General features: G+C 65.5%; 14 protein-coding genes. 5 read left to right on the top strand and 9 right to left on the bottom strand.

All coding sequences use genetic code 11. The annotated features are described in order from the left end of the window. Positions 1 to 100: 100 nt before the first annotated feature. From pnp to HMPREF3115_RS26195, 3 genes are all read right to left on the bottom strand, one after another. Positions 101 to 2,248, bottom strand: a complete 2,148-nt coding sequence (gene pnp / locus HMPREF3115_RS26205; protein WP_006405567.1) for a polyribonucleotide nucleotidyltransferase — start codon at positions 2,246 to 2,248, stop codon at positions 101 to 103. A gap of 292 nt (positions 2,249 to 2,540) precedes the next feature. Further along, positions 2,541 to 2,810, bottom strand: coding sequence for a 30S ribosomal protein S15 (rpsO, locus tag HMPREF3115_RS26200; RefSeq protein ID WP_006398792.1), 270 nt, complete (start codon positions 2,808 to 2,810; stop codon positions 2,541 to 2,543). Between the two features lie 108 nt (positions 2,811 to 2,918). After that, a complete protein-coding gene (locus HMPREF3115_RS26195) occupies positions 2,919 to 4,178 on the bottom strand; it encodes a branched-chain amino acid ABC transporter substrate-binding protein (protein WP_059940760.1) in 1,260 nt (419 codons plus the stop codon). Between the two features lie 175 nt (positions 4,179 to 4,353). On the opposite strand from HMPREF3115_RS26195, the gene HMPREF3115_RS26190 reads away from it, so the two are divergent. The 3 genes from HMPREF3115_RS26190 to HMPREF3115_RS26180 all read left to right on the top strand — a co-directional run bounded on the left by HMPREF3115_RS26190 (position 4,354) and on the right by HMPREF3115_RS26180 (position 7,469). Then, positions 4,354 to 4,866 (top strand): hypothetical protein, encoded by a 513-nt coding sequence (locus HMPREF3115_RS26190; protein ID WP_053297007.1) that lies wholly within the window; start codon positions 4,354 to 4,356, stop codon positions 4,864 to 4,866. A 378-nt stretch (positions 4,867 to 5,244) separates the two neighbouring features. Further along, entirely contained in the window at positions 5,245 to 5,886 is a 642-nt protein-coding gene (locus HMPREF3115_RS26185; RefSeq protein WP_070556733.1) for a carbonic anhydrase, read from the top strand. A 32-nt stretch (positions 5,887 to 5,918) separates the two neighbouring features. After that, complete coding sequence (locus HMPREF3115_RS26180) at positions 5,919 to 7,469, top strand: SulP family inorganic anion transporter (RefSeq protein ID WP_070556731.1); 1,551 nt, start codon at positions 5,919 to 5,921, stop codon at positions 7,467 to 7,469. A gap of 70 nt (positions 7,470 to 7,539) precedes the next feature. Here the strand turns inward: HMPREF3115_RS26180 and HMPREF3115_RS26175 are convergent, their stop codons facing one another. From HMPREF3115_RS26175 to HMPREF3115_RS26150, 6 genes are all read right to left on the bottom strand, one after another. Next, entirely contained in the window at positions 7,540 to 9,084 is a 1,545-nt protein-coding gene (locus HMPREF3115_RS26175) for a 2-isopropylmalate synthase (protein WP_006405574.1), read from the bottom strand. Positions 9,085 to 9,397: 313 nt separating this feature from the next. After that, positions 9,398 to 10,270: a CDP-diacylglycerol--serine O-phosphatidyltransferase gene (pssA, locus tag HMPREF3115_RS26170; protein WP_006398784.1), complete on the bottom strand. Its 873-nt coding sequence runs from the start codon at positions 10,268 to 10,270 to the stop codon at positions 9,398 to 9,400. A gap of 15 nt (positions 10,271 to 10,285) precedes the next feature. Beyond that, entirely contained in the window at positions 10,286 to 10,930 is a 645-nt protein-coding gene (locus HMPREF3115_RS26165) for a phosphatidylserine decarboxylase (protein ID WP_006398783.1), read from the bottom strand. 127 nt (positions 10,931 to 11,057) lie between these two features. After that, entirely contained in the window at positions 11,058 to 12,074 is a 1,017-nt protein-coding gene (ilvC, locus tag HMPREF3115_RS26160) for a ketol-acid reductoisomerase (RefSeq protein WP_006398782.1), read from the bottom strand. A gap of 106 nt (positions 12,075 to 12,180) precedes the next feature. After that, positions 12,181 to 12,672 carry an acetolactate synthase small subunit gene (gene ilvN / locus HMPREF3115_RS26155; protein WP_006398781.1) on the bottom strand — a complete coding sequence of 164 codons (492 nt, stop codon included), beginning with the start codon at positions 12,670 to 12,672 and terminating at the stop codon, positions 12,181 to 12,183. 111 nt (positions 12,673 to 12,783) lie between these two features. Then, complete coding sequence (locus HMPREF3115_RS26150) at positions 12,784 to 14,547, bottom strand: acetolactate synthase 3 catalytic subunit (protein WP_059940758.1); 1,764 nt, start codon at positions 14,545 to 14,547, stop codon at positions 12,784 to 12,786. Positions 14,548 to 14,901: 354 nt separating this feature from the next. Here HMPREF3115_RS26150 and HMPREF3115_RS26145 point away from each other — a divergent pair, with 354 nt between their 5' ends. Next, complete coding sequence (locus HMPREF3115_RS26145; protein ID WP_012213003.1) at positions 14,902 to 15,465, top strand: RNA polymerase sigma factor; 564 nt, start codon at positions 14,902 to 14,904, stop codon at positions 15,463 to 15,465. After that, on the top strand, positions 15,462 to 15,574 hold a 113-nt coding region (locus HMPREF3115_RS31370; RefSeq protein WP_141751745.1), incomplete at its 3' end, for a DUF3619 family protein. The genes HMPREF3115_RS26145 and HMPREF3115_RS31370, both read left to right, overlap by 4 nt.

The following is a 15,574-nucleotide window of genomic DNA, read 5'->3' as shown; positions in this document are numbered from 1 at the left end:
CGCGCGGACGCATGGCCGGCGCTGCTGCGCCGCACAACGATGCTACAGAAAAAACGGCCGGCCCGCTTTCGCGCAGCCGGCCGTTCGTTCGCCGTTCCGCTTACTGCTGCGGCGGCGTATCCGACTGCGCCGCAGCCGCTGCTTCGTTCAGCAGCGCCTTCGCCGACAGACGCACGCGACCCTTCTCGTCCGTCTGGATCACCTTGACCTTCACCTGCTGACCTTCCTTCAGGTAGTCGTTGATGTCCTTCACGCGCTCGTTGACGATTTCCGAGATGTGCAGCAGGCCGTCCTTGCCCGGCAGCAGGTTCACGATCGCGCCGAAATCGAGCAGCTTCAGCACCGTGCCTTCGTACACCTGGCCGACTTCGATCTCGGCCGTGATGTTCTCGATGCGCTTCTTCGCTTCGGCCATGCCTTCGCTGCTCGTGCTCGCGATCGTCACGACGCCGTCGTCGGAGATGTCGATCGTCGTGCCCGTTTCTTCGGTCAGCGCGCGGATCACCGAGCCGCCCTTGCCGATCACGTCGCGGATCTTTTCCGGGTTGATCTTGATCGTGATCATGCGCGGTGCGAATTCGGACAGCTGCGTGTTCGCGCCGGCCACCGCTTCCGTCATCTTGCCGAGGATGTGCATGCGGCCTTCCTTCGCCTGCGCGAGCGCGACCTGCATGATTTCCTTCGTGATGCCCTGGATCTTGATGTCCATCTGCAGCGCCGTCACGCCCTGCGCGGTGCCCGCGACCTTGAAGTCCATGTCGCCGAGGTGATCTTCGTCGCCGAGGATGTCGGTCAGCACCGCGAACTTGTTGCCTTCGAGGATCAGGCCCATCGCGATGCCCGCGACGTGCGCCTTCATCGGCACGCCGGCGTCCATCAGCGCGAGGCAGCCGCCGCACACCGACGCCATCGACGACGAACCGTTCGACTCGGTAATTTCCGACACGACGCGAATCGAGTAGCCGAACTCTTCGGCGCTCGGCAGGCACGCGACGAGCGCGCGCTTCGCGAGGCGGCCGTGACCGATCTCGCGGCGCTTCGGCGAGCCGACGCGGCCCGTTTCGCCGGTCGCGAACGGCGGCATGTTGTAGTGGAGCATGAAGCGCTCGCGGTATTCGCCTTCGAGCGCGTCGATGATCTGCTCGTCACCCTTCGTGCCGAGCGTCGCGACGACGAGCGCCTGCGTCTCGCCGCGCGTGAACAGCGCGGAGCCGTGCGTGCGCGGCAGCACGCCCGTGCGGATCTCGATCGGACGCACCGTGCGCGTGTCGCGGCCGTCGATACGCGGCTCGCCGTTCAGGATCTGGCCGCGGACGATCTTCGCTTCGAGATCGAACAGGATGTTGCCGACCGTGGCCTTGTCGGCCGCGACCGTGCCGGCCGCCAGCGCATCCTCTTCCAGCTTCGCGGACGTCGCTGCGTACACTTCCTTCAGCTTCGCCGAGCGGGCCTGCTTGTCGCGGATCTGGTACGCGGCGAGCAGTTCCGGCTGCGCGATTTCGGTCACGCGGGCGATCAGCGCCTCGTCCTTCGGCGCCGGCTGCCAGTCCCACTCGGGCTTGCCGCCGTCGCGCACGAGTTCGTGGATCGCGTCGATCGCGGTTTGCATCTGCTCGTGGCCGAACACGACCGCGCCGAGCATCACTTCTTCCGACAGTTGATCGGCTTCCGATTCGACCATCAGCACCGCACGCTCGGTGCCGGCGACGACGAGGTCGAGACGCGAGGACTTGAGCTGCTCGCGGGTCGGGTTCAGCACGTACTGGTCGTTCACGTACGCGACGCGCGCAGCACCGACCGGGCCGTTGAACGGCAGGCCGGACACGGCGAGCGCGGCCGATGCGCCGATCAGCGCGGGGATGTCGGCCGGGATTTCCGGGTTCACCGACAGCACGTGGATCACGACCTGCACTTCGTTGTAGAAGCCTTCCGGGAACAGCGGGCGCAGCGGACGGTCGATCAGGCGCGACGTCAGCGTTTCGTGTTCCGACGGACGGCCTTCGCGACGGAAGAAGCCGCCCGGGATCTTGCCGGCCGAATAGGTCTTTTCGATGTAGTCGACGGTCAGCGGGAAGAAGTCCTGGCCCGGCTTCGCCGACTTCGCGCCGACGACGGTCGCGAGCACGACGGTGTCCTCGACGTCGACGATCACCGCGCCGCTCGCCTGGCGCGCGATTTCACCGGTTTCGAGGCGCACCTTGTGCTGGCCCCACTGGAATTCCTTCACGACCTTGTTGAACATGGACATGGTTGCTCCTTTGTATTCATGCATTTCGTTCGCCGCGCCGGTCATCCCGCGCGGCGGCGTCCCGACCGAATCACCCGGAGCAAGGTGTGTTTTTTATGCCATTCCAGCGCGGCGCTCGCAAAGCGGCGCGCTGGAATGACACAAATCCCGACCCCGGTATCGATCGTTGCGGCAGCCCGCCGAGAACGGCCGGACTGCCTGCGGTGCGCGTGACGCTACGCACCGCGCAAAAACAAAATGCCTGCATCAGCGGACTGACACAGGCATCTTGCTGGCGGCAATCGCCCCGCGATTACTTACGCAGACCCAGCTTCTCGATCAGCGCGCGGTAACGGTCGGCATCCTTGCCCTTGAGGTAGTCGAGCAGCTTGCGGCGACGGCTCACCATGCGCAGCAGGCCGCGGCGGCTGTGGTGATCCTTCGCGTGGGTCTTGAAGTGACCCGTCAGTTCGACGATACGTGCGGTCAGCAGTGCGACCTGGACTTCGGGCGAACCCGTGTCGTTGGTACCGCGGGCGAACTGAGCAACGACTTCCGACTTCTTGATATCTGCAACAGACATGTGATTTCCTTTCAAACTAAACAGGCGGACACGGAAGAATGGCCGTGCCGTGACTTACAACCGGCGCGCATTGTAGCACAACTCCGCGTCGCGCCTAAGCGCTTGCGGTCACGGGCGCTTCATCGAGCAGGTCGACGGCGCCTCCGTGCGCGCCGCCGGCACCGCGAGCACGGTCCGGAACCCGTACCCGGAGCCTTCGTTGTCGAAGCGCACGCCCGGCGTGCCCGCCTTGTCCATTTCCATCACGTAAAGGGGCTGGATCAACTGGTGATCCTGCGCGCGCATCCGCGCCGGGTGAAAGCCGTCGTCGAACGACAGCCCCTCCAGCGCACGCGCGACGGCGACGGGGTCGGCCGAGCCCGCACGGTCGATCGCGGCGGCGAGCATTTCGATCATCTCGCTCATGCGCCGCACCGGGTAGTCGTCCTGCGCCGCCGGAAAACGGGCGCGGAACGCGCGGTAGAACGCGTCGGACTTCGCGCCGCCGACGTTCGGATGCCAGTCGGCGACCGCCACCACGCGCGCGACGCCCGCGTCGCCGAGCGCGGCCGGCGCACCGAGACTGTTGCCGTAGAACGTGTAGAACTTCGCGTTCAGCCCCTGCTCGCGCGCCGCCTTCACGAGCAGCGTCAGATCGTTGCCCCAGTTGCCGGTGACGACCGCGTCGGCACCGCTCGCGCGAATCTTCGCGACATACGGCGAAAAGTCCTTGATGCGGCCGATCGGATGGAACTCGTCGCCGACGATGCGCACGTCCGCACGGCGCGCCGCGAGCGTCTGCCGCGCGAGCGCGCTGACGTCGCGCCCGAAGCTGTAGTCCTGGTTCAGCAGGTACACGTTACGCAGCGCCGGGTCGCGCGCCATCACGTCGGCCAGCGCGGCCATCCGCATGCCCGCGTGCGCGTCGAAGCGAAAGTGCCAGAAGCTGCAGCGTGCGCCGGTCAGCGCCGGATCGTCGGCCGAATAGTTCAGGAACAGCATCCGGTTGTCGGGATCGCGTGCATTCTGCTTGTCGAGCGCCGCCACGAGCGCGGCCGCGACGGCCGAGCTGTTGCCCTGCGCCACGAAGCCGATGTGCCGGTCGGCGGCCGCGCGCAGTTGCATCAGCGCCTCTTCGGGGCTGCCCTTGCTGTCGAGTACGACGAGCTCGAGCGGATGCGCGCCGTCGCGCAGCTTCACGCCGCCCGCCGCGTTGACCTGCTCGACGCCGAACCGCAGGTTGCGCTCGACCGCCGCCCCCGCATTCGCGAACGGCCCGGACATCCCTTCGATCAGCGCGATCCGCACCGGCTCGCCGCCCGCGAACGCGGACGCCGCGATCGTCCATCCGGCGCTCCATGCGAGCGCGCAACGCTTCCATCCGTGCATCGGTCTTCCGCCCTTCGATCCGTTCCGAGAAGCGCCGAATCATAGGCCCGCTGCCCGCACGCCGGCAAGCGGTCCGCCGCGTCGCCGATCCGCACCGATTTTTTCCAACGCCGCGCGCCGGCGTGCGCCGTCCGTGATACAACTGGACTGTTTTCCCGTGTACTGGAGAATCCCGATGCGCATTCGCATTCCCGCGCGCCTGCCGGTCCTGCTCGCCTGTGCGGCGGCGCTGCTGGCCGGTTGCGCGCAACCGTGGCAGCAATACCAGGCCGGTCAGGACTCGTCGGCGATCGTCGCCCGCATGGGCCCGCCGCGCGAGATCTACGATCTGCCCGGCGGCGGCAAGCGGCTAATGTGGCCGACGCAGCCGATGGGCGAAATCACCGTCGCGGCCGACGTCGACGCGGCGGGCAAGATCCTCAACGTCCGCCAGGTGCTGCAGCCGAGCGAGTTCTATCGCGCCGAGATCGGCAAGTGGACGAAGACGGACGTGCTCGTCAACTTCGGCCGCCCGGTCGAGACGTCGTATTTCCCGTTGATGAAGCGCGAGGTGTGGACGTACCGGTATCTCGAGGACAACGTCTGGTACCTGATGTACAGCTTTTATTTCGACCCGCAGGGCATTCTGCGCATGACGCAAAAGACGCCCGATCCGTTGCACGACCCCGATCGCCGCAATCTGTTTTGAATCGCGCCGATTCATTTCCGGACGATTTTCCGCCGCTTTTTCGAAATGGCCATTCACAAGCGATCGTGAATGGCCATTTGCTTTATTTCACCGCTCGATTCAATCGCGCGTCGCAGCTTTCGCGTCGTCGCGGCCGCACGTTCGGCCGCGCCGCTTTGTATGGCGGGCTTCCGCGCCGACCGCCGTCGTCGCGATTGCATGCGTTGCTTTGGTGCGCCGATGCACCTCGATACGTCAATTTGAAACAATTTGTTTCTCCTCACCCGAAGCGCTAGGGCATACCCCTAATATCAGTCGAAACCAACCTTTCAATTCAGAAAGCATGTCGATGCGTCGCTTTGAGCGATATTTCTCTGTCTCGATATAAAAGGAGTCCTGATGAACCGCCCCAAGAGCATGCTGGTTGCCAACATCGCCTGGGCCCGCGAAACGCGCGAACGCACGCCCGGCTTCTTCGACGCGCTCGCGCGCGGACAGAACCCGCGCGTGCTGTGGATCGGCTGCGCGGACAGCCGCGTGCCGGCCGAGACGATCACGCATTGCGCGCCCGGCGAACTGTTCGTTCATCGCAACATCGCGAACCTGTTCCATCCGGACGACGACAACGCCGCGAGCGTGCTCGAATACGCGGTGCGCGTGCTCGCAGTCGATCACGTGATCGTCTGCGGTCACTACGGATGCGGCGGCGTACGCGCATCGCTGCTGCCGCCGCCCGCCGATCTGCCGCACGTCGCGCGCCGGATCGCACCGCTCTGCTCGCTCGCGCGGCGCCATCGTCGCGAGCTCGACGGGCTCGACGATGCGGCCGCCGCCGATCGCCTCGCGGAGCTGAACGTGCTCGAGCAGGTGCGGCTGCTGCGCGCGTCGCCGATCGTGCGCGAGCGCGAACGGCCGCCGCTCGTGCACGGCTGGATCTTCTCGCTCGCCGACGGCCGCCTCAAGGAGCTCGATTCCGGATATGCGGCCGCCGCCGCCGATCCCGCCGCCGCCCCGGCCGCGATGGCCGACGCGCTCGGCTGATGCCCCTTTCCTCGCCCTCAACATCGCCCATCATGAAACTCAACGAGCGTCTCTCCACCGTGCCGCGCGACATCGTCGCCGGCATTGTCGTATTCCTCGTCGCGCTGCCGCTCTGCCTCGGCATCGCGAACGCCTCCGGCGTCGAACCGTTCGCCGGACTGATGTCGGGCATCGTCGGCGGCATCGTCGTCGCGCTGCTGAGCGGCTCATCGCTGTCCGTCAGCGGGCCGGCCGCCGGCCTCGTCGTGATCGTCGTCGACGGCATCGCGCAGCTCGGCAGCTTCTCCGCGTTCCTGCTCGCCGTGCTGCTGTCCGGCGTACTGCAGTTCGTGTTCGGCATGCTGCGCGCCGGGCGCTTCGCCGCGTACGTGCCGTCATCCGTCATCAAGGGCATGCTCGCCGCGATCGGCGTGCTGCTGATCGTCAAGCAGATTCCGTTCGCGCTCGGCATCGGCGGCGCGTCCGCGCAATCGTTTGCGTCGTGGTCCGCTCAGCCTGCCGCCTGGGCCGCGACCGCGATCGCCGTCGTGTCGCTCGCGCTGCTGGTCGCATGGGATTCGAGCGTGCTGCGCCGCTTCGCATGGGCGCGCGCGGTGCCGGCCCCGCTCGCGGTCGTCGTGCTCGGCATCGGCGCGACGCTCGTGCTCGGCGCAGTCGCACCGTCCGTCGCGCCGGGCGCCGCGCACCGCGTCGCGCTGCCGGAACTCGAATCGTTCGCGGCGTTCGCCGCGTCGCTGAAGCACGCGGAGCTGGGCCCGAACTTCGCGCAGCTCGCCAATCCCGACGTGTGGCGCGTCGCGATCACGCTGGCCGTCGTCGCGAGCCTCGAAACGCTGCTGTGCCTCGAAGCGGTCGAGCAGATCGATCCGAAGCGCCGGCCCGTGCAGCCCGATCGCGAACTGAAGGCGCAAGGCGTCGGCAATCTCGTCGCCGGTGCGGTCGGCGGCCTGCCGATCACCTCGGTGATCGTGCGCAGTTCGGTCAACGTCAATGCGGGCGCGCAAAGCCGCGTGTCGGCCGTCGTGCACGGCGTGCTGCTGCTCGTGAGCGTGTTCGCGCTGACCGGCCTGATCAACCTGATTCCGCTCGCGAGTCTCGCCGCGATCCTGATCCATACGGGCCTCAAGCTCGCGAAGCCGGCACTGTTTCGTGCCGTGCTCAAGCAGGGGCCGGCCGCGTTCGTCCCGTTCGCGGCCACGATCGCCGGCGTGCTGGCCGTCGATCTGCTGTTCGGCATCGCCGCCGGTCTCGCGTGCAGCGTGCTGACGGTCGCGGTCGCGAACCTGAAAAGCCCGGTCACGCTCGCGCAGCACGACGACCACTTCCTGCTGTCGTTCCGCAAGGACGTATCGTTCCTCGGCAAGGTTCAGGTCAAGCACCATCTGCGGCACATTCCGGACCGCGCGGCCGTGATCGTCGACGCGACGCGCGCCGACTACATCGATCACGACGTGCTCGAACTGCTCGACGCGTTCATCGCCGATGCGCCGCGACGCGGGATCGCCGTCGAGTTCCGCCGCCCGCACGCGCAGCCGGGCAGCGCACCGCGACGCTGGGGGTTCCGCGCGCCGGCCGCGGAATGACGCGCGCATAAAAAACGCCCCGGCGGCACAAGGCCGCTCGGGGCGTTTCGGCATGCGCGCGACGCGAGGCTCAGGAGCGCTGCGGGTTCAGCTTGTCGTCCTTCGAATGCAGCTTGTTCAGCGCGGCGATGTACGCCTTCGCCGAGGCGGCGACGATGTCGGGATCGGTGCCGACGCCGTTGACGATCCGGCCGCTCTTCGACAGCCGCACGGTCACTTCGCCCTGCGCCTGCGTGCCGGTCGTGATCGCGTTCACCGAGTACAGCAGCAGCTCGGAGCCGCTGCCCACCTCGCTCTCGATCGCGTTCAGCGTCGCGTCGACCGGGCCGTTGCCGCGAGCCTCGCCCGCCACTTCCTTGCCGTCGACCGAGAATACGACCTTCGCGTGCGGCTGCTCGCCCGTTTCCGAATGCTGCGACAGCGACACGAACTTGAAGTGTTCCTGCTCCTGCGCGAGCGCCGATTCCTGCGACACGATCGCGATGATGTCCTCGTCGAAGATTTCCGACTTGCGATCGGCGAGATCCTTGAAGCGCATGAACGCGGCGTTCAGTTCGGCTTCGCTGTCGAGCGACACGCCGAGCTCCTGCAGACGCTGCTTGAACGCGTTGCGGCCCGACAGCTTGCCGAGCACGATCTTGTTCGCGGTCCAGCCCACGTCTTCCGCACGCATGATCTCGTACGTGTCGCGCGCCTTCAGCACGCCGTCCTGGTGAATGCCGGACGCATGCGCGAACGCGTTCGCACCGACCACAGCCTTGTTCGGCTGGACGACGAAACCGGTGATCTGCGACACGAGCTTCGAGGTCGGCACGATCTGCGTGGTGTCGAGGCCGACGTCCAGACCGAAATAGTCCTTGCGCGTCTTCACGGCCATCACGATTTCTTCGAGCGACGTGTTGCCCGCGCGCTCGCCGAGACCGTTGATCGTGCACTCGACCTGACGCGCGCCACCGATCTTCACGCCGGCCAGCGAGTTCGCGACCGCCATCCCGAGATCGTTGTGGCAGTGCACCGAGAAGACCGCCTTGTCCGAGTTCGGAATGCGCTCGCGCAGCGTCTTCACGAGGTTGCCGTACAGCTCGGGCACGCCGTAACCGACCGTGTCGGCGATGTTGATCGTCGTTGCGCCCTCGGCGATCACCGCTTCCAGCACGCGGCACAGGAAGTCCATGTCGGAGCGGCTGCCGTCTTCCGGCGAGAATTCGACGTTGTCGGTGAACTTGCGCGCGAAGCGCACCGCGAGACGCGCCTGCTCGAACACCTGGTCGGGCGTCATCCGCAGCTTCTTCTCCATATGCAGCGGCGACGTCGCGATGAACGTGTGGATCCGGAAGCTCTCGGCCGGCTTCAGCGCGTCGGCCGCACGCTGGATGTCCTTGTCGTTCGCGCGTGCCAGCGAGCAGATCGTGCTGTCCTTCACGAGACCGGCGATCGTATGGATCGCGTCGAAGTCGCCGTTCGAGCTGGCCGCGAAGCCCGCTTCGATCACGTCGACCTTCATGCGCTCCAGATGCTTCGCGATGCGGATTTTCTCTTCCTTCGTCATCGACGCACCGGGCGATTGTTCGCCGTCACGCAAGGTCGTATCGAAAATGATCAGCTTGTCTGTCATGGGGAGGCTCCAGGGCTCTTTATACGGAAGTCAACGTAATGAGATCGCGCCACCGCTGGCGACGCTCAACAACAGACGAGGCTTGACGGAGGGCGAGAACGGTCAGCGCGGCAGGCGCGCCGAAGCTAGCGCGCGTAGCGGCGCACCGGCTAGAAGGAGGGAGAGGCGGGAGAACGCAGTCATGCCGGAGACTATAGCGGCATTCCGCAACGTACGCAATCGGACGGCGCCCGAAGCGCGACGCACGCGCCAGCGAAACAGGGACAAATAAAAACGGCGGCCTCGAGGCCGCCGTTGCATGCAGAGCGATGCGTCAGTGATCGCGCTGCGACGAGCGCGCGGGATTCGCGCGTCCGCGCACGGCCATGTAGGCCCAGAACACGTAGCCGGACAGCCCGTACAGCACGAACAGGCAGAACAGCATCAGCGGCGGATCGGACGACACCAGCACGAACGCGACGACGACGAGCAGGATTGCCGCGAACGGCACGCGGTGGCGGACGTCGAGCGCCTTGCCGCTGTAGAACGGCGCGTTCGACACCATCGTCACGCCTGCGTAGATCGTCAGCGCGAACGCGACCCACGGCAGCCAGCCGAGCTTCATCGGCACGCGGTTGTCGGTCGCGAGCCAGACGAATCCGGCGATCAGCGCGGCGGCGGCCGGGCTCGGCAGGCCCTGGAAGAAACGCTTGTCGACGACGCCGATATTCGTGTTGAAACGCGCGAGACGCAGCGCGGCGCCCGAGCAGTAGACGAATGCGGCGAGCCAGCCCCAGCGGCCGAGATCCTTCAGCACCCACTCGTACATCACGAGCGCCGGCGCGACGCCGAACGACACCATGTCCGACAGGCTGTCGAATTGCTCGCCGAAGGCGCTCTGCGTGTGCGTCATCCGCGCGACGCGGCCGTCCATTCCGTCGAGCACCATCGCGACGAAGATCGCGATCGCGGCGATTTCGAACCGCACGTTCATCGCCTGCACGACCGCGAAGAAGCCGCAGAACAGCGCGGCCGTCGTGAACGCGTTCGGCAGCAGATAGATGCCGCGGGTCTTCAGGAACCGCTGGCGCGCGGCGCGGCGGCTCTCGATCGGTGCCGGCTCGGGCGTGAGCGCCTTGTTGCGGCGGAACGAGCGCGGCGGCTGGTTGACGCCGTTGCGCGGGCGGCGCGGTTTGAATGCGGCCATCGTGCGCCTCGCCGCTTACTGTTCGAGCTCGGCGAGGATCGTCGACGACGCGTACACCTTCTCGCCGATCGACACCTTCGCGCGGCTGCCGAGCGGCAGATACACGTCGACGCGCGAACCGAAGCGGATGAAACCGTAGCGCTGACCGCGCGACAGCGGCTCGCCGGCACGCACGTAGCAGAGAATCCGGCGCGCGATGAGGCCGGCGATCTGCACGGAGGTCACGGTCTTGCCGCTTGCCGTCTGGATCACGACCGCGTTGCGCTCGTTTTCGGTCGACGCCTTGTCGATCGCCGCGTTCAGGAATGCGCCCGGGAAGTATTCGACCTTCGTGATCGCGCCGTCGACGGGCGAACGCTGCGAGTGCACGTTGAAGACATTCATGAACACGCTGATTTTCAGCGCTTCGCGATTCGCATACGGATCGTGCGCGGTCTCGACCGCGACGATCCGGCCGTCCGCCGGGCACAGCACCGCATTCGGCTGCGCCGGAATCGGGCGCTGCGGATCGCGGAAGAACTGGACGACGAAAACGAGCAGGAGCCAGAACGGCCACGCGAAGCCGAAGCCCCCGACGGCGTGGATCAACAGCGCGATGACGGCTGCAATCGCGATGAACGGCCAGCCTTCGCGCGCGATGATCGGATGAGGATAGTTCATGGATTCGTTCTGTGTTCGGTGAATTGCAAAGCACGTAGCATAGCAAAAGCCGCCCGGGGCACTGCTGCCTTCGGGCGGCTTTTTGACACCGACCCTCCGTTCGAAGGGCCGGAACAGCACGCGGTGCTTAGTTCTTCGTCTGGTCGACGAGCTTGTTCTTCGCGATCCACGGCATCATCGCGCGCAGCTTCGCGCCGACCTGCTCGATCTGGTGCTCGGCCGTCAGGCGGCGACGCGACTGCAGCGTCGGTGCGCCCGCCTTGTTTTCCAGAATGAAGCTCTTCGCGTATTCGCCGGTCTGGATGTCGGTCAGGCACTGCTTCATCGCCTTCTTCGTCTCTTCCGTGACGACGCGCGGGCCCGTCACGTACTCGCCGTACTCGGCGTTGTTCGAGATCGAGTAGTTCATGTTCGCGATGCCGCCTTCGTAGATCAGGTCGACGATCAGCTTCAGTTCGTGCAGGCACTCGAAGTACGCCATTTCCGGCGCGTAGCCCGCTTCGACCAGCGTTTCGAAGCCGGCCTTGATCAGCTCGACGGTACCGCCGCACAGCACGGCCTGCTCGCCGAACAGGTCGGTTTCGGTCTCTTCACGGAAGTTCGTCTCGATGATGCCGGCACGGCCGCCGCCGTTCGCTGCCGCGTACGACAGCGCGATGTCGCGCGCCGCGCCCGACTTGTTCTGCGCCACGGCGATCAGGTGCGGCACGCCGCCACCCTGCGAGTACGTGCCGCGCACGGTGTGGCCCGGTGCCTTCGGCGCGATCATGATCACGTCGAGGTCGGCGCGCGGGATCACCTGGCCGTAATGGACGTTGAAGCCGTGCGCGAATGCGAGTGCCGCGCCCTGCTTGATGTTCGCGTGCACTTCCTTCGCGTAGACGTCGGCGATCTGCTCGTCCGGCAGCAGCATCATCACGACGTCGGCGCCCTTCACCGCTTCCGCGATTTCCTTCACCGCGAGGCCCGCGTTCTCGGCCTTGCTCCACGACGCGCCGCCCTTGCGCAGACCGACCGTCACGTTCACGCCGCTGTCCTTCAGGTTCAGCGCGTGTGCGTGGCCTTGCGAGCCGTAGCCGATGATCGTGACTTGCTTGCCCTTGATGAGGGAGAGGTCGGCGTCTTTGTCGTAGAAAACGTTCATGGTGGTTCCTTCGCTAATTCAAAAATTCAACGATTCGTTCAAATGGAGTACTGCGGGCCGGGACCTGACGGCGCACCCGGCGTGCCGTGCGGCGTACCGCCCGGCATCACACCTTCAGGATGCGCTCGCCCCGTCCGATGCCGGAGCTGCCGGTGCGCACGGTCTCGAGGATCGCACCCGCGTCCAGCCCCTGGATGAATGCGTCGAGCTTGTCGCTCGCGCCCGTCAATTCGATCGTGTAGGTCTTCTCGGTCACGTCGATGATGCGGCCGCGGAAAATATCCGACATCCGCTTCATTTCTTCGCGCTCCTTGCCCACTGCACGGACCTTGATCAGCATCAGCTCGCGTTCGATGTGTGCACCGTCGGTCAGGTCCACCACTTTCACCACCTCGATCAGGCGGTTCAGATGCTTCGTGATCTGTTCGATCACGTCGTCGGAGCCAATGGATACGATGGTGAGCCGCGACAGCGATTGGTCTTCGGTCGGCGCCACCGTCAAGGTTTCGATGTTGTAGCCGCGTGCGGAAAACAGACCGACCACGCGCGACAGCGCACCCGGTTCGTTTTCCAGCAGGACGGAAATGATGTGTCTCATGTTCGCTTCTTCCAGAATGTGTCCGTGTCGATTCACTCGCGCCGCGCGCCGCCCGGTGCCGCACCGCCCTTCGTGAAGGCGGCGGCCCCGCGCGCTGCGCGCGTCGCGCCGTTACAGATCTTCCGATCCGAGCAGCATCTCGGTGATGCCCTTGCCGGCCTGGACCATCGGCCAGACGTTTTCGGTCGGATCGGTCTGGAAGTCGAGAAACACGGTGCGGTCCTTCAGGCGCAGCGCCTCCTTCAGCGCCGGCTCCACATCCGAAGTCTTTTCGATCCGCATGCCGACATGGCCGTACGCTTCGGCAAGCTTCACGAAATCGGGCAGCGCATCCATGTACGAATGCGAATAGCGCTTGCTGTATTCGATCTGCTGCCACTGGCGAACCATGCCGAGGTAGCGGTTGTTCAGCGAAATGATCTTCACGGGCGTGTCGTACTGCAGGCAGGTCGACAGTTCCTGGATGCACATCTGGATCGAGCCTTCGCCCGTGATGCACAGCACGTCGTCGTCCGGGTGCGCCATCTTGACGCCCATCGCCGCCGGCAGGCCGAAGCCCATCGTGCCGAGCCCGCCGGAATTGATCCAGCGGCGCGGCTTGTTGAAACGGTAGAACTGCGCAGCCCACATCTGGTGCTGGCCGACGTCGGAGCACACGAACGCGTTGCCGTCCGTCAGTTCCCATGCCTTCTCGACCACGTACTGCGGCTTGATGATCTCGCTCTCGCGGTCGTACTTCAGGCAGTCCTTCGCGCGCCAGCTCTCGATGTCCTTCCACCATTGCGCGAGCGCTTCGGTATCGGGGCCGTGCTCGGCCGTCTGCAGCTGCTCGATCAGCTCCTTCAGCACTTCCTTCACGTCGCCGACGATCGGGATGTCGACCTTCACGCGCTTCGAGATCGACGACGGGTCGATGTCGATGTGGATGATCTTGCGCGGACGCGATGCGAAGTGCGCCGGATCGCCGATCACGCGATCGTCGAAGCGTGCGCCGATCGCGATCAGCACGTCGCAGTGCTGCATCGCCATGTTGGCTTCGTACGTGCCGTGCATGCCGAGCATGCCGAGGAATTTCTTGTCCGACGCGCGATAGCCGCCGAGGCCCATCAGCGTGTTCGTGACCGGATAGCCGAGCAGATCCGCGAACTGGTTCAGCTCGCGCGACGCATCGGCGAGGATGATGCCGCCGCCCGTATAGATGTACGGACGCTTGGCCGACAGCAGCAGCGACACGGCCTTGCGGATCTGGCCCGAGTGGCCCTTCGTGACCGGGTTGTACGAGCGCAGCGACACGCTCTTGACGGGCTCGTACTGGCACGGCGTCTTCGAGATGTCCTTCGGGATGTCGATCAGCACCGGGCCCGGACGGCCGGTGCGCGCGATGTAGAACGCCTTCTTGACGGTCTGCGCGAGGTCGCGCACGTCCTTCACGAGGAAGTTGTGCTTCACGCACGGGCGCGTGATGCCGACCGTATCGCATTCCTGGAACGCGTCCTGGCCGATCGCTGCGGTGGGCACCTGGCCGCTGATCACGACCATCGGGATCGAATCCATGTAGGCCGTCGCGATGCCGGTGACCGCGTTCGTCACGCCGGGGCCCGACGTCACGAGGCACACGCCGACCTTGCCGGTGGAGCGCGCATAGGCATCGGCTGCGTGCACGGCCGCCTGTTCGTGGCGCACCAGCACGTGCTGAATCTTGTCCTGCTTGTAAAGCTCGTCGTAGATATAGAGAACCGAGCCGCCGGGATAGCCCCAGATGAATTCGACGTTTTCGTCGGCCAGTGCCTTCATGAGCACGGTGGCGCCGATGGAGTCGCTATCGGGAGGGGAAAGGGGTTCCGACGTGGAGAATTCCGCGCTGGGCATGTTCATTTTGACCTTTCGAATTTTCGGCAAAAAATTGATCGGGTGCTCTCTGCCGGGCTTGTGGCTCGGGTTCAAGCGGCGCGTCCAGTTGAAGGGCGGGCTTCATGGGCCAGCCTCAAATGAGACCATCACTTCATGTTGCGAATCGCCGACGATAGCGGCTCGCCGATGCGCCGTCAAGCAAAATATCCCGCAGCGCATCATGCGCGGCCGGACACGCACGACCGGCGCGGCTCGCGCACAACGCGTACGCCGCGCGTCGGTGCCAAGCGGCGCGAAAATTTGTTAGCATCCGCGGGTTTTACGAAATTTTTCGACCTTTCACACCACGCAGCGGTCCGCAGCGCATACCTTCACGGAATGGCATCAGACAAGGAACTCGCCGACTTTCTGGCGGGCGTCGAAAGGCGCGCGTTCAAGCAGGCTGCGTACGCGGTGCGTGACGACGATGCGTCGCTGGACATCGTGCAGGACGCGATGATCAAGCTGGCGGAGAAATACGGCGACCGGCCGGCGGCCGAGCTGCCGCTGCTGTTCCAGCGGATTCTGCAGAACGCGATCCACGACTGGTTTCGCCGGCAGAAGGTCCGCAACACGTGGGTCACGCTGTTCTCGTCGCTCAATACCACCGACGACGACGATTTCGACCCGCTCGAAACGCTCGAGACCGCGGACGACAATCCCGGCGTGGAGAGCAGCGAGCATCGCCTCGAGCGCGAACAGGTTCTGGCCCTGATCGACGAAGAGATCCAGAAATTGCCGGCGCGTCAACGGGAAGCGTTCCTGATGCGTTACTGGGAAGATATGGATGTCGCCGAGACTGCAGCCGCGATGGGATGCTCCGAAGGCAGCGTCAAGACGCATTGCTCGCGAGCCACCCACGCCCTGGCGCTAGCGCTCAAGGCCAAAGGAATCACGCTATGAGCTCCGCTCCCGCAAACCGAGAACTCGAATTCGCGCTGAAGGTGCGTCGCGCGCTCGACGAGCGCGCGGCCGCGCTGCCCGGCGCCACCACCGAGCGGCTGGCCGCGGC

This window comes from Burkholderia sp. HMSC10F09, from assembly GCF_001806955.1.
In the GTDB taxonomy this organism is placed as follows: domain Bacteria; phylum Pseudomonadota; class Gammaproteobacteria; order Burkholderiales; family Burkholderiaceae; genus Burkholderia; species Burkholderia multivorans.
This window is presented reverse-complemented; position numbering and strand designations above follow the sequence as displayed.

Bases quoted from the DNA above. Each gene is read 5' to 3' on its own strand.
- HMPREF3115_RS26190 (WP_053297007.1), top strand. From the start codon at position 4,354: ATGCGCATTCGCATTCCCGCGCGCCTGCCGGTCCTGCTCGCCTGTGCG.
- ilvC (WP_006398782.1), bottom strand. From the start codon at position 12,074: ATGAACGTTTTCTACGACAAAGACGCCGACCTCTCCCTCATCAAGGGC.
- HMPREF3115_RS26150 (WP_059940758.1), bottom strand. From the start codon at position 14,547: ATGAACATGCCCAGCGCGGAATTCTCCACGTCGGAACCCCTTTCCCCT.
- HMPREF3115_RS26185 (WP_070556733.1), top strand. From the start codon at position 5,245: ATGAACCGCCCCAAGAGCATGCTGGTTGCCAACATCGCCTGGGCCCGC.
- pnp (WP_006405567.1), bottom strand. From the start codon at position 2,248: ATGTCCATGTTCAACAAGGTCGTGAAGGAATTCCAGTGGGGCCAGCAC.
- HMPREF3115_RS26195 (WP_059940760.1), bottom strand. From the start codon at position 4,178: ATGCACGGATGGAAGCGTTGCGCGCTCGCATGGAGCGCCGGATGGACG.
- HMPREF3115_RS26145 (WP_012213003.1), top strand. From the start codon at position 14,902: ATGGCATCAGACAAGGAACTCGCCGACTTTCTGGCGGGCGTCGAAAGG.
- HMPREF3115_RS26175 (WP_006405574.1), bottom strand. From the start codon at position 9,084: ATGACAGACAAGCTGATCATTTTCGATACGACCTTGCGTGACGGCGAA.
- ilvN (WP_006398781.1), bottom strand. From the start codon at position 12,672: ATGAGACACATCATTTCCGTCCTGCTGGAAAACGAACCGGGTGCGCTG.
- HMPREF3115_RS26165 (WP_006398783.1), bottom strand. From the start codon at position 10,930: ATGAACTATCCTCATCCGATCATCGCGCGCGAAGGCTGGCCGTTCATC.
- pssA (WP_006398784.1), bottom strand. From the start codon at position 10,270: ATGGCCGCATTCAAACCGCGCCGCCCGCGCAACGGCGTCAACCAGCCG.
- rpsO (WP_006398792.1), bottom strand. From the start codon at position 2,810: ATGTCTGTTGCAGATATCAAGAAGTCGGAAGTCGTTGCTCAGTTCGCC.
- HMPREF3115_RS26180 (WP_070556731.1), top strand. From the start codon at position 5,919: ATGAAACTCAACGAGCGTCTCTCCACCGTGCCGCGCGACATCGTCGCC.